Source organism: Niastella soli, from assembly GCF_017742245.1.
Classification (GTDB): Bacteria; Bacteroidota; Bacteroidia; order Chitinophagales; family Chitinophagaceae; genus Niastella; species Niastella soli.
Genome location: NZ_JAGHKO010000001.1, coordinates 1356171 through 1368850, shown reverse-complemented (window position 1 = coordinate 1368850; position 12680 = coordinate 1356171). Strand labels below are relative to the sequence as shown.

Here is a 12680-nt window from a genome sequence, read left to right as displayed (position 1 = left end):
ATTTAATTTCTGTCCTATTTTGCAGGTATATGCTGTTATCGGTTATAATTGTTAATTACAACGTGAAATACTTCCTGGAGCAGTGTTTATGCTCGGTACGCAAAGCTATTGGGCAAATGAGTGTGGCTACCGGGCAAAGCAATGTGGAAGTTTGGGTAGTAGACAACAACTCCAAGGATGGCAGCATTGAATACCTGCATAACCGTTTTCCCTTTGTACAGTTTATACAAAATACGGTTAATCAGGGGTTTTCAAAAGCCAATAACCAGGCACTGCAGAAGGCCAGGGGCAAATACATCCTGTTCCTGAACCCCGATACCATTTTACCGGAAGATGCTTTTACAAGTTGTGTGGCGTTTATGGAAACTACAGCCGATGCCGGCGCATTAGGGGTGAAAATGATAGATGGTACGGGGCAATACCTGAAAGAATCGAAACGCGGCTTTCCTTCTATGTGGGTATCGTTTTGTAAAATGAGCGGACTGACCCGCTGGTTCCCTTCTTCCAAATTATTTGCGCGGTATTACATGGGGCATTTGAACAACCAGGAAGTGAATAAAGTAGATATTCTATCCGGTGCTTTTATGTTGATACGGAAAAGTCTGCTCGATGAAACGGGTGGATTTGATGAGCAGTTCTTTATGTATGGGGAAGACATTGACCTTAGTTACCGCCTGCAACAGGCGGGGATGCAAAACTATTATTATCCCGATTGCACTATTATACATTTTAAGGGGGAAAGCACCCGTAAGGACAGCAAGTATATAAAATTGTTTTACAAGGCCATGGTGCAGTTTGTACAAAAGCATTTTCATGGGGAACTCGCCTGGTTATACACAGGCTTGCTGGAAGCGGTGATCTACTTACGGGCAGCAGTAACTTTTGTAAGCAGGGAACACAAAGAACTATCGATAAAATACGAAGGCACTCCCACATTTTATCTGGCCGGCGATGAAAAAAGCGCCAATGAAGTACGCTCGGTACTCGACTCCTTTCCTGAGTACTCCATTACGGAGAATAATGAAAAAGCCAGGGAATGGATCTTTTGCGAAGGCTCCACATTTTTATTCAGACAGGTGATTGAACAGTTAAAAACCTGTCCGCCTTATTTAAAACCATTTATTCACGCCAGTGGTACTTATACTATTGTGGGCAGCCATTCAAAAGACCAGCGTGGGTATGCGATTGTTATGGGGTGACAGCCAGTTTGTAAGCGCCTGGTGCTATTGTGCCTATTCCTACATTACCTACCTCATTAATAACCATTCTAAATGTGCTTTGTTTGGAAGGTATAATAGCTTCACGCGGTGTAAAGGTTGTCACTGTCCACCCTTTTGCTGATTATGTCATTGATTCAACGTATCAGTTAAGACCGCTTAACCAGGTGGAGCAATACATCAATAAAAATAAGCACCTGCCTGGCATCCCTTCTGCTGAGGAGGTTAAAAAACAAGGGGGGTAGAACTGGGTGATATGAATGGGAGGTTGCTGGAAAAAATTGAGGAGCTTACCTTATATATGATCGAGCTTAAAAAAGAGAATGAGCGAATACGAATGGAGATAAAGGAGTTGAAAGGAAAAAAATAGATGGAATTCGTTTATACACAATCTTTTTCTGGGATTAATTCCCAAAAGGAGAAATTTCAGAAACCCGTCCTAACAGCTGAGTTTTTTTCTTTTAACCCATGCAGCGAACCCTAATCTTTGCAAAATGTGCAATATATCAGGTTAAAAACCTTTAATTTTGATTCATGCCTGACCAAACGGGCAACTAATTAATGGCCCTAATTGATCTCTCTTTACCCCGGTCGGTTGCCCGAGCGTTGCGATTACCTGCTAAAAGTCCCAGACGGCAGCAGATCAGGGTGTTAAAGAAATTGCTGAAGAAAGCCCGGTTTACCGAATTCGGTCAAAAATACCGGTTCGATGAGATTCTGTTGAGCAAACATGCCGGGAAAAAATTCCAGCAACTGGTCCCTACCTATGATTACAATAAAATTTATGCTGAATGGTGGCATAAAACGCTCGAAGGGAAAAGGGACATTTGCTGGCCTGGAAAGATTAAATATTTTGCCCTCAGCTCTGGCACCTCCGAAGCTGCCAGTAAATATATACCCATCACCAATGATCTGATGCGCGGTAACCGCATCGTCATGATCAAACAATTACTTTCCTTACGCACCTATCACGATATTCCGGTAAAAAGCATTGGCAAAGGCTGGTTAATGCTGGGCGGTAGTACCGACCTTCAAAAAGGCCCTGGCTATTATGCTGGCGACCTGAGCGGTATCACTGCTAAAAAAGTGCCCTTCTGGTTTAGCCCCTTCTATAAACCCGGAAAAAAGATAGCCCGCACCAAGGACTGGAACAGTAAAATTGAAGCTATTGTTGAGGAAGCCCCCAACTGGGATATTGGCTTTGTGGTGGGTGTTCCGGCCTGGATCCAGATGTGTATGGAAAAGATCATCGAGCGGTACCAGCTCAATTCCATCCACGACATGTGGCCAAACCTGGCCTTTTTCGTTCACGGGGGCGTTTCTTTTGAACCCTATAAAAAAGGCTTTAATAAACTGGTGGCCAGACCGCTTACGTTTATTGAGACCTATCTTGCCTCAGAAGGGTTCATTGCCTACCAGGACCGCCAGGATTCCCATGGTATGAAACTGGCCCTGAACGATCATATCTTTTTTGAATTTGTGCCTTTTAATGGGGATAACTTCGATGCCGATGGCAACCTGGTTGAGAACCCCGAGGCATTGATGATACATCAGGTAGAGGAAGGCAAGGATTATGCGATCCTGCTTAGCACAACGGCCGGCGCCTGGCGCTATTTAATAGGCGACACAGTTCGGTTTGTTGATAAAGAACGTTGTGAAATAATTATTACAGGCCGCACAAAACACTTCCTGAGTCTCGTAGGTGAGCACCTGAGTGTTGACAACATGAATAAAGCCATTAAACTGGCCAGTGAGGAAATGAATGTAAACATTCCAGAATATACCGTAGCTGGTATACCTCATGGTTTGTTCTTTGCCCATCAATGGTGGATTGCCTGTGACGATGCGGTTGATAGGGAGTTGTTGCGTCAGAAAATAGACAATTGCCTGAAGGACATCAACGATGATTATGCGGTGGAAAGAAATAGTGCACTGAAGGATGTTTACCTGAACGTATTACCCGTTTCAAAATTCATGGAGTTTATGCACCTGAAGGGAAAAATCGGCGGACAGCATAAATTTCCACGTGTTATGAAGGGTAAGATGTTTGAGGACTGGCAAAAGTTTATTGAAACCGGTGGCCTTTAACAGCCTGAAATGTCTACGCGCTCGGAATCCCCGATATGATTTCCTACCTTGCGTACACGTATAATAAAATTGGAGTATCTATAAGGATATAAGCATGTGGCAAGCCATAATTAGTGGGTTAACGCTAGGATGTATTCTTGCGCTCTCTGTAGGACCCGTCATATTTACTATTATAAAGCAAAGTATAAACAACGGGCACACCGGTGGGTTAAGCTTTGTAGCGGGTGTATGGTTAAGTGATATTGTGCTGGTAGTTATAAGTAATGTTTTTTCGGCCCTGGTGGCCACTTTACTGGCAGAATATTCAAATGTAATTGGTTATTTAGGCAGTGCATTCCTGTTTGGAATGGGCGTATATTATTTGTTCTTTAAAAAGGTTACCCTGCGCACCGATGCCGATGGCAATGCTATAAAATTTCGCAAGCGGGATATATTCAAGATCATGTCGAGCGGTTTTTTTCTGAATACGCTCAACCCCAGTGTATTTATATTTTGGCTTACAACAGCCTCTGCCTTTCAAGGGGGTAGCTTAAGCCAGCGTCTGATCACCTTCTCCGTTTGTCTCGCGCTTAACATTGCTGCAGATATCTTAAAAGTAATGCTGGCCGGGAAACTACGCAGCAAGCTTACCCTGCATAACATTTCCATAATAAACAAGATCTCAGGTATTATCCTGGGCGGTTTTGGCATAGCGCTTTTTTACGCGTCTTTTTTCAAGATCATGAACCATTAATTGGGGTAACTGTTCTTGCTTTAGCCTTTAACAAATCATTAGTGAAATAACAAAAAGGCCCTGTGTAACTTGTTACCGCATGAAGCAAACTCTACTTATAATATTACTGGTATCTGTAGCAGAAGTTTCCTTTTCCCAAACCTCCGATTTTATTGTTTTAAAAAAGCGAAATAACCGAACGTTAAAAACGTATTATCCCGGCGCTTTTATTTCGGCAACTACATATAATGGATTTGCTATAAATGGTTTTGTTAAAGAGATCAGGCACGACTCGGTGATCTTTCTGCAACAGCAGCGTCAGTTGGTAGGAACCGAATTTGGTACTACACTCGATACGGTGTCATATACTGTAGGAGTAGATTATCGCGAGATAAAAACTTTTCATTATACCGGCGATTATACCTGGGGCCGGAAAAGAGGGTTTGCTGAAGTGACCATTCCCAAGTTGATGAAGATCGGTGGAATTGGGTTTATTGTACTGGAATTGGTGAATACCGCTTACAGAAAGGAATCTATTTCAGCCGATAATAAAATGGTGCCCCTGGCCATTGCTGCCGGCGTTGCTGCTACGGGGTTTGCCATCACTTATTTTCAGAATAAAGCCGATAAGGCCGGCGGAAAATATAAAGTAGTATATGTGAAAAATTCACGATAGGAAAATATAGTCACCCTATACAACGTTAAGGGAACAGCAATCAAAATTGTATCTTTGCAAGCCAAAGCAGTTCCTTACTCATGTCAACTAAAGTGAAAGAAAAAGCCCGTAAGATTTGGCGTATTATTAAATGGACTTTCCTCTTTCTTTTCATATTCCAGTTATTCTATATTCTCCTCCTAAGGTGGGTTGACCCGCCATTTACCCTTACTCAGTTGGGTAGCTTGTTCAGTGGCTATGGCCTGAAACGCGATTATGTTCCCATGAAAGATATGTCCTCGTATGCCCGCTTATCATTTATTGCGGCAGAAGACCAGTTGTTCCCTGATCACAATGGGTTCGACTGGAAAAGCATAAACAAGGCAATGGAGTACAATAAGAAAAAGCCTAATCGCGTAAAAGGCGCTTCTACCATCAGTCAGCAGGTAGCCAAAAATGTTTTCCTGTGGCAGGGCCGCAGCTGGTTCCGCAAAGGCATGGAAGTGTATTTTACATTTATGATCGAACTGATCTGGGGTAAGAGCCGCATCATGGAAATGTACCTCAACGTTTCTGAAATGGGACCTGGTATTTTTGGCATTGAAGCCGCTGCACAGAATTATTTTAAGAAACCAGCCAAGCGACTTACCCGGGCGGAAGCTGCCATGATTGCCTCCTGTATGCCCAACCCAAAGAAGTATACAGTTAAGCCATTGTCGCACTATGTAGCTAACCGTTACCCCTGGGTAATGCGTCAAATGGTTTTCCTGCAAAATGACCCCGATATTCAAAAATTACTCCAATAGTTATTGCATATTTAACTCAAACTCGGTGCTGTTGATGGTTGGAAAGCCTGGTATAACCGTACCGATGCAGAGACGGGCCGTGTATTCGCCTTTAGCTATATGATCAGGAATAGTAACCGGCAACGTAAGCTGGCTGCCCCTTAATTGTTTAACAAGGGTGCCCGTTTTGATAAAAGCATGCACATCGCCATCAACATACAACACTAACCAGATAGGCGTTTCACTATAAGCTGGTTGTTGAAACAAGGGCAGATAGTGTTCCGGGATAGTAATGTTTGTATGGATCTGAAGGGAATGGGGCTTTAATTCGGCACATTTGATTTTAGTAAACAATACCCTCGAAAAAGAATAGTAACCATTTTGTATACCGTCGTTAGGAAAAGGCCAGTCATGTGGTTTTGCCACCTGCTTAAAATAAGCATTGTTATCTGGCACATCCATATACACGGTTTTACCGATCAATGAATCTTCAATGGGCCACATATTAAAATTATTGCGGCGATAATGCGCTGAGTTCAGCGAGAAAGCAGGGATGCCTGTATAAAACCAATACTTTGATGCCCGTTGGTAAGTATCTATAAACACCACGGGCAAATTGCCCGCCCGCCTGTGCATCTCGGTTGTCCATTTCCTGTTACCATGAAATTCGGTGCGCTTTATCCACGAAACAGGGGGGAACCAGGCCATCAGATACAGTCGGATGGCTAAAACAAACAATAAGGAAACAGGGATACTTCTATAAATCCATTTTTGCCATTGATAATGCTGCACCAGGTATCTATGACTTAGAACAATTAAAGGAATGAATGCAGCTACGGTCCAATTGGCTTCTACCCTTCCTTTGTACGTGCTTATTAAAAAGGCAAGGTATATCCCCACTAATGAATATTTCATTGCCCGCTCCACTGCAGACAAAGGCCGGTATAGGAATGCTGCCCACAATAACAACCAGCCAATTACGGGTCCGGCAAAACCTATTTGCCCAAATATATATTCAGTAGTGAAAGCAAATTTGTAACTGGAGGCATTTCTTTCGAACAGGTGATATTGGACAGAGGGAAAATTATGAATGTACTGCCAGTACAGGTGAGGTGCAAATAAAACGAGGCAAATAGCTCCTGCCAAATAGGTATACTTGTTGGTCAGTAGTTTCAGGTTCGACAATAACACCAACCCAATCACCAACACGCCATGATATTTACTGTATAACAAACAGGCCATGCCCATGCCTAATAGCAGGGAGTTGGTAATATTGGTCTTTTGTAGAAAGCGTTGGTACAACCAAAAGTAGAGGACTACAAAAAACAGCAATGGTATATCAGGAACTGCCAGTATACCACCAATTTGTGCTACTGCTATAGAAAGGGTTACGGCATAAAACAACCGGTCGTCTTTTTTACAGGTTAGTTGATGTACAAAAAAAATGGTGGCAGTATTCAGTAGTAAAATAAAAATGCGAACCCCTAACTCATTTTGAAAAATTGCATAGCCTGCTTTTATCAATGCAGCGACCATGGGAGGATGATCAAAGTAACCCCAATCCATAAAGCGGGAATACACCCAGTAATAGGCCTCGTCATCGAATAGTTCTGTGGAAGCAGCCTGAACAATACTTATTAAAACCCACCCTACATAAAACAACAGTCGATGATGTTTTTGCAGCACGTTTCGCATACCTGCTACAACATAACAATTATTAAAAGAGTTTTACGCTATAAATAAATCATCAACCGCTTTGAGGGCTTTTTGGAACCGTTCATCATAATTGCCTGAGATCTCTACCCAGGGAACCGGTTGGTTAAGAAGGATATTCCGGTATATATTGTACAACTCTGTGCGGGGACCGGGGTCGGGGTATTCACGTAATACATCATAAGCCCATGGAAGATCTATGTTGCATAAAAGGTATAAGTCATATTTTCTTTTAGTAATCTGATCGAGTGTCCACTGATGACATTTCCCAAATACAAATTCACCCCATACTTGCATTACATACTGATCGGTGTCAATAAAAAGCAATTTTGCATCTTTCGCTTTTTCGATATAGCTTTCTTCCAGTGCTACCTGACCTTTGGCAATAGTGAGCAGGTCGTCATAGGTATAGTTCATCCCATGAACAGTGAGGTATTCCCGGGCATACTCAGGCACCCAACTGCTGTTATAATATTTGGCCAGCTGTTCACATAAAGTGCTTTTTCCTGTAGATTCAGGGCCTATGACAACTACCTTTTTCATTCTTATATATTAGCTTGCAAATTCCGGGCACGTTTCATCCATTCCAATAAACCAAATACCGCCATTACAAACAGGATAAAGTAAAAGACGCTGGTGAATACATACTGTTTAACGAAGTATAACGGTATGGAGGCAATGTTGGTAACTATCCACCAGAACCAGCTTTCCACCTTCTTTTTGGCCATCAGCCACATGCCGGTGAAGGCGGTGGAGGAGGCAAAGGCGTCTGCCCAGGGTATGGTAGCTGCATTGAATGCATTTTTTAACCAGGTTAAGGCACTGAAAATGGCGATGTAGAAAAACGCACAGAATAATAATTGTTGTACCCATTCACGCCTGCTTGAAAACTGTACGGTAACCACATAGTGTTGCTCCTTGTCTTTTTTCAACCACAGTGCCCACCCATACACGCTCATGATGGTATAATACAGGTTCACACTTGCTTCGCCAAAAAGGTGGCCCTGGATACTCAGGAAGATATAAATAATTGTGCTTATGAGTCCAACAGGATATACCCAAATGTTCTCAATTCTGGAAAACCATACACTTGCAATGCCCGAAAAAACGGCAATATATTCAAGCAATGTGGTGTTGCGAATTCCTTCCACAAATTGCTTTATGATTTCATCGTACGTCATGATATAAAAAATGCAAGATAATTCTATTGAAGATATAATGACCGGCGTCCAATTTCTTCGTTTTCAATTTCAAACCGGTTTCCCGATATTTGGCCAATAAATACTTACCCATTGAGCTATTTTACAAATAAGACCGTTTGGATCACCGGCGCCTCTTCAGGAATTGGGGAAGCGCTTACCTATGAACTGGTAAAACAAGGTGCTAAAGTTATTGTTTCAGCCCGGCGCGAGGAAGAATTGAAGCGTGTGCAACAACAGGCGGGTACCTCGAATGTGTATGTGCTTCCGCTCGATCTGGAAGCCCCGGCTACCTTTCCTGCAAAAGTACAGGAGGCTATTGGCGCCTTTGCACAAATAGATGTAATGATCCATAATGGCGGTATTAGTAACCGTGGTACGGCAAAAGACACGTTGTCCGCCGTGCAACGCAAGGTAATGGAGGTTGATTATTTCAGCTATATAGAACTGACCCGGTTGTTATTACCTCATATGTTGCAACGCAGATCAGGCCATATAGTGGCCATCAGCAGCGTGATGGGTAAAATAGGAACGCCTATGCGCTCAGCTTATGCGGCGGCCAAGCATGCCCTTCATGGCTATTTCGATTGCCTGCGGGCTGAGGTTTGGCAGGATAATATAAATGTGACCCTGATAATGCCGGGTTATATCCGCACGCAGGTCTCCTTAAATGCGGTTACGGCTTCTGGCGAGAAATTGAATGAGCTGGGTAAAAATATTGGAAATGGTTTTCCGCCCGATAAAACGGCACAACAGATATTGAAAGCGATACAAAAAGGGAAGTATGAAAAATATGTGGGCCGGCCTTTCTCCCAGGAATGGATGGCTATCCATTTAATGCGGTTGTTCCCAACAATGGCCATCAATGTATTTAAAAAGGCTGTACCACATTAAGGCAAGGCCTATCTTTCGCAGAGCTTTTTGAGGTTCTTAATTCCTTCGGTAAACTGGCGATTGAGGTTTTTGTGAAACATATAGCCCTTTAAACGACCCACGGGATAAGGCAATGCGCCAAAATTCTGCCAGGTTACTTTTGTTTCATCGATACCCCAGTCTTCAAAAAGCCAGTTATCGTGGGCGGTGGTCCTTACGGGTTTTATGAATTCAAGATCAAAGTGAAGATGACGTTCGTCTATATCCCGCAGGGTTAGGCTGCCTGCGCCCCGGGTGCTTCCTTTCCATGAATATTTGTGGCCGGGCCTTTTTGATAAACCGGTGATGTTGCTGTCATTTTTATCGCTTTTTTGCCCCCAGGGGTTCCATTGAATATAGTTATGGAAGTCGGCCACTTTATCCATAACAAATTCGCATGGCTTTTTAATGATGGCTGATTTCTCAATGAAGTACCCATCTGGTAAAAACAGGGCGATGATCAGCAGGAGCACTATCACCACCACTACTATGCCCAAAATATACAGAAAGGTCATAAACCTGCTGTTTTACTGAATATACTGCATTCTCTTAACACAACCAAGTTGTATGCCATTTACCGGTGAAATCGTTTATCCCTTCTTTATAGGGTAGTGTACGCGCAAAAAAAACCTTCCCCATTGGGGAAGGTCCACAAGCTTTTGAAATATTGTAAACGTAGTATTATTCTGCTTCTGCTACTACTTCTTTCACTTCAGGGATCATTCGCTTCATCATACCTTCAATACCTGCCTTTAAAGTGATCATGGATGAAGGGCAGCCACTACATGAACCTTGCAACATCAGGTTAACAATTCCATCATTGTAGCTTTTAAACTGAATAGCGCCACCATCCATTTCAACGGCTGGCTTTACATAGTTTTCCAGCAGCTCTTTAATGCGTTTTACCACATCGTCATCGTCTGCAGCCACTACATTGGTGCTTTCCTGTTTAACGGTAGCTATTTCATCTTCATTGATCACCACTTTTCCTTCTTCCAGATATTCTTTTAAAAACTGACGAATGGTTGGAATTACATCATTCCAATCGGTTTCAACAGTTTTTGTAAGGGTAACAAAGTTGCTGGCAATAAACACGGCCCTTATAAAGGGAAAACCGAACAATTCTGTAGCCAGAGGGGAAGGTTTGGCATTTTCCAAATCCGGAAAATCAATGCTTTTACCCGGATACAATAATTTGTTGGCAACAAACTTCATTGTTTCCGGATTAGGCGTCATTTCTGTATAAATACTAATGACAGGGCTTCCTGTTTTGATCATGATACTTCCTCTTTTAATAAGTTGAATACAAAAATAACAAATGCCTGCTGCAAATGTTTCTTATTTTGAAAATCTTTAGTACCGGAAGAAAGGAAGTACCCAGGCTGTGAAAGATATTTAGTGGTCACAATCGTCTTCATGAGCGTGGTTATGTACCCGGCAAGCCCTGAAATTTATTAAATGGGCCGTTACGATCAGTAATACGGCAAAAGGCAGGATCCATAGTTGGTATTGATGCCATATTTGCTTGGCAATCAAACCGGTAAAACCAATAGAGAACACAATTATGGGGAGGGTATTGTGGTGGTGTTTCTTATATCCATGGCGAAGGGAGTAAACGCCGATGCCAAAAGCCAGGAAGATCATGAAATACTCAAACGCCTCATTTTCAATGATATTTATGCCTAAAACAGGCAAACTGGTTAAAAGCAGTGGTAAAATTGCGCAGTGGATTGCGCAGGCAAGAGAAGCAGCCACACCCATCGCATCCCAGTTTACTCTAAAATTCATGGCTCGAAGATAAGAAGTAAATCAACTCGCATGCAACTCAGTTGCAAAAAGTTTCGTTATAAAATAAATACATTGGTTGGCGGAATGGGTAAACGTACCTTTGTGGACTGAAAAACATTTTTTTGTATGCGTCGGAAAGTGATCTTTTATATTGGCTTTTTTGTGGTTTTGGTTATTGCCTTTTACGTGGCTTTAACCCAGGTAATACCTGGTTATGGGGAGGTGAAGCTGCCAATAGTTAACAGGGTTCAACCTTTTAGTTTTACCAACCAGGACAGTCAACGGGTAACCCAGCAGAGTGTAGAAGGTAAGGTGTATGTGGCTGAATACTTTTTTACGACGTGTCCCAGCATTTGTCCCATGCTAAACACCAATATGAAAAAGGTGTATGATGCTTATAAGGATGAGCCTGGGTTCATGATCCTTTCGCACACCGTTGACCCCGATAATGATAACGTTGCCCGGTTAAAGTGGTACGCCGACTCCATGCACGTAAATACGCAGCGCTGGGTATTTTTAACGGGAAGAAAAGACAGCCTGTACCAAACAGCCCGCAACAGTTACCTGCTCGATGACCCCCAGAACAACCTGCAGAATATCAATGAGCAGTTTTTACATACCCAGTTTTTTGCCCTGGTTGACAGAAGTGGAAAGGTGCGCAAAATTTATGATGGCCTCAAAAAAGACGAGATCGAAGAATTGAAGAAGGACATAAAGCGGTTGTTGAAAGAACACAATCCCGGCGATCGTTTTTCAAATAATATGTTTGGCAGCTAACAATGCCTGTGTTTAATGATTTTAATAATGGAAGCGCAGATAGACGAAATACTTAAGAAAAATCAGTTGAGTGTAACCGGTAGCCGTAAAAGGATCCTGGAACTGTTCCTGATGAGCAATGGGGCCCTGGCGCATGGGGATATTGAAAAGAAGACCGGTGAAAAATTCGACCGGGTCACGGTATATCGCACCCTGCAAACCTTTTTGGAAAAAGGTATTATTCACTCCATCCCAACTCCTGATAACTCGGTGCTGTACGCCCTTTGTAAAGACGATTGTTCGGAAGGCCATCACCACGATAACCATGTTCATTTCATTTGCAACAAATGCGCTAAAACTATTTGCCTGGCCGATGTAACTGTGCCGGAAGTAAAGTTACCTACCGGGTTCCTGCCGCAGGAGTATCAAATGGTGGTAACCGGTTTGTGTGTCGAGTGTCGTCAAAAAACTTGATCATAATCAGTTAAATTTCTTCTCCGGTTAACCGGCAGCGGTGTATTTGTGGCTGGTCAAAATATTTCGGTATGCCACAACCGGATTGCAGAATATCTTCAGAATTAGTGATAATTAATATTAAACGCTGATAAAAATCTCAGCGAGTTACGAAATCGTAAAGCTATATCAATTTTGCTTAGATGAATGAAAGCCGCCAGTGCATTGGCTTTGCGGAGATTGTAATTAATACGCAAATCTTAGTGTATAAAAACAGAAAGCCCCGATGTAGAAACACCGGGACTTTTGGTTAAGGCTCTGATTAGTAGCTATTTTATGAAGAAGGTAGCAACGACTACCTGATCAAATTATTATTGTATTACAAATATAATAGATTGAACT

At 42.5% G+C, this 12680-nt stretch carries 14 protein-coding genes; 8 read left to right on the top strand and 6 right to left on the bottom strand.

Features of this window, described 5'->3' with window-relative positions; genetic code table 11:
• The first annotated feature begins 29 nt into the window (after positions 1-29).
• The 5 genes from J7I42_RS05505 (at position 30) to mtgA (ending at position 5478) form a co-directional block, all read left to right on the top strand.
• Positions 30-1199, top strand: a complete 1170-nt coding sequence (locus J7I42_RS05505) for a glycosyltransferase family 2 protein (protein ID WP_209137768.1) — start codon at positions 30-32, stop codon at positions 1197-1199.
• 579 nt (positions 1200-1778) lie between these two features.
• On the top strand, positions 1779-3305 hold the full coding sequence (locus J7I42_RS05500; protein ID WP_209137767.1) for a GH3 family domain-containing protein: 1527 nt from the start codon (positions 1779-1781) through the stop codon (positions 3303-3305).
• A gap of 94 nt (positions 3306-3399) precedes the next feature.
• Positions 3400-4038 carry a LysE family translocator gene (locus tag J7I42_RS05495; RefSeq protein ID WP_209137766.1) on the top strand — a complete coding sequence of 213 codons (639 nt, stop codon included), beginning with the start codon at positions 3400-3402 and terminating at the stop codon, positions 4036-4038.
• A gap of 79 nt (positions 4039-4117) precedes the next feature.
• Positions 4118-4693 carry a hypothetical protein gene (locus J7I42_RS05490; protein ID WP_209137765.1) on the top strand — a complete coding sequence of 192 codons (576 nt, stop codon included), beginning with the start codon at positions 4118-4120 and terminating at the stop codon, positions 4691-4693.
• A gap of 80 nt (positions 4694-4773) precedes the next feature.
• Positions 4774-5478 carry a monofunctional biosynthetic peptidoglycan transglycosylase gene (gene mtgA, locus J7I42_RS05485; RefSeq protein WP_209137764.1) on the top strand — a complete coding sequence of 235 codons (705 nt, stop codon included), beginning with the start codon at positions 4774-4776 and terminating at the stop codon, positions 5476-5478.
• Here mtgA and J7I42_RS05480 read toward each other — a convergent pair whose 3' ends face one another.
• Genes J7I42_RS05480 through pnuC form a run of 3 tightly spaced genes read right to left on the bottom strand, consistent with a single transcriptional unit; the run spans position 5479 to position 8351 of the window.
• A complete protein-coding gene (locus J7I42_RS05480) occupies positions 5479-7152 on the bottom strand; it encodes an ArnT family glycosyltransferase (protein WP_209137763.1) in 1674 nt (557 codons plus the stop codon). It lies immediately after the preceding gene.
• 33 nt (positions 7153-7185) lie between these two features.
• Entirely contained in the window at positions 7186-7713 is a 528-nt protein-coding gene (locus J7I42_RS05475) for an AAA family ATPase (RefSeq protein ID WP_209137762.1), read from the bottom strand.
• Positions 7714-7715: 2 nt separating this feature from the next.
• The gene (gene pnuC, locus J7I42_RS05470) at positions 7716-8351 is read right to left on the bottom strand and encodes a nicotinamide riboside transporter PnuC (RefSeq protein WP_209137761.1); all 636 of its coding nucleotides are present in this window, start codon (positions 8349-8351) and stop codon (positions 7716-7718) included.
• A gap of 111 nt (positions 8352-8462) precedes the next feature.
• Here pnuC and J7I42_RS05465 point away from each other — a divergent pair, with 111 nt between their 5' ends.
• On the top strand, positions 8463-9263 hold the full coding sequence (locus tag J7I42_RS05465) for an SDR family NAD(P)-dependent oxidoreductase (RefSeq protein WP_209137760.1): 801 nt from the start codon (positions 8463-8465) through the stop codon (positions 9261-9263).
• 8 nt (positions 9264-9271) lie between these two features.
• Here the strand turns inward: J7I42_RS05465 and J7I42_RS05460 are convergent, their stop codons facing one another.
• From J7I42_RS05460 to J7I42_RS05450, 3 genes are all read right to left on the bottom strand, one after another.
• Positions 9272-9796 (bottom strand): SRPBCC family protein, encoded by a 525-nt coding sequence (locus J7I42_RS05460; RefSeq protein ID WP_209137759.1) that lies wholly within the window; start codon positions 9794-9796, stop codon positions 9272-9274.
• Positions 9797-9962: 166 nt separating this feature from the next.
• Positions 9963-10559: a NifU family protein gene (locus tag J7I42_RS05455; RefSeq protein ID WP_014222441.1), complete on the bottom strand. Its 597-nt coding sequence runs from the start codon at positions 10557-10559 to the stop codon at positions 9963-9965.
• Between the two features lie 117 nt (positions 10560-10676).
• Entirely contained in the window at positions 10677-11069 is a 393-nt protein-coding gene (locus J7I42_RS05450) for a MerC domain-containing protein (RefSeq protein WP_209137758.1), read from the bottom strand.
• 126 nt (positions 11070-11195) lie between these two features.
• On the opposite strand from J7I42_RS05450, the gene J7I42_RS05445 reads away from it, so the two are divergent.
• On the top strand, positions 11196-11846 hold the full coding sequence (locus J7I42_RS05445; RefSeq protein ID WP_209137757.1) for an SCO family protein: 651 nt from the start codon (positions 11196-11198) through the stop codon (positions 11844-11846).
• A gap of 27 nt (positions 11847-11873) precedes the next feature.
• The gene (locus tag J7I42_RS05440; protein WP_209137756.1) at positions 11874-12299 is read left to right on the top strand and encodes a Fur family transcriptional regulator; all 426 of its coding nucleotides are present in this window, start codon (positions 11874-11876) and stop codon (positions 12297-12299) included.
• Positions 12300-12680: the final 381 nt, after the last annotated feature.

Excerpts from the sequence above, each read along its gene's own strand:
- J7I42_RS05505 (WP_209137768.1), top strand. The coding sequence starts at position 30 with ATGCTGTTATCGGTTATAATTGTTAATTACAACGTGAAATACTTCCTG.
- J7I42_RS05500 (WP_209137767.1), top strand. The coding sequence starts at position 1,779 with ATGGCCCTAATTGATCTCTCTTTACCCCGGTCGGTTGCCCGAGCGTTG.
- J7I42_RS05495 (WP_209137766.1), top strand. The coding sequence starts at position 3,400 with ATGTGGCAAGCCATAATTAGTGGGTTAACGCTAGGATGTATTCTTGCG.
- J7I42_RS05490 (WP_209137765.1), top strand. The coding sequence starts at position 4,118 with ATGAAGCAAACTCTACTTATAATATTACTGGTATCTGTAGCAGAAGTT.
- mtgA (WP_209137764.1), top strand. The coding sequence starts at position 4,774 with ATGTCAACTAAAGTGAAAGAAAAAGCCCGTAAGATTTGGCGTATTATT.
- J7I42_RS05480 (WP_209137763.1), bottom strand. The coding sequence starts at position 7,152 with ATGCGAAACGTGCTGCAAAAACATCATCGACTGTTGTTTTATGTAGGG.
- J7I42_RS05475 (WP_209137762.1), bottom strand. The coding sequence starts at position 7,713 with ATGAAAAAGGTAGTTGTCATAGGCCCTGAATCTACAGGAAAAAGCACT.
- pnuC (WP_209137761.1), bottom strand. The coding sequence starts at position 8,351 with ATGACGTACGATGAAATCATAAAGCAATTTGTGGAAGGAATTCGCAAC.
- J7I42_RS05460 (WP_209137759.1), bottom strand. The coding sequence starts at position 9,796 with ATGACCTTTCTGTATATTTTGGGCATAGTAGTGGTGGTGATAGTGCTC.
- J7I42_RS05455 (WP_014222441.1), bottom strand. The coding sequence starts at position 10,559 with ATGATCAAAACAGGAAGCCCTGTCATTAGTATTTATACAGAAATGACG.
- J7I42_RS05450 (WP_209137758.1), bottom strand. The coding sequence starts at position 11,069 with ATGAATTTTAGAGTAAACTGGGATGCGATGGGTGTGGCTGCTTCTCTT.
- J7I42_RS05445 (WP_209137757.1), top strand. The coding sequence starts at position 11,196 with ATGCGTCGGAAAGTGATCTTTTATATTGGCTTTTTTGTGGTTTTGGTT.
- J7I42_RS05440 (WP_209137756.1), top strand. The coding sequence starts at position 11,874 with ATGGAAGCGCAGATAGACGAAATACTTAAGAAAAATCAGTTGAGTGTA.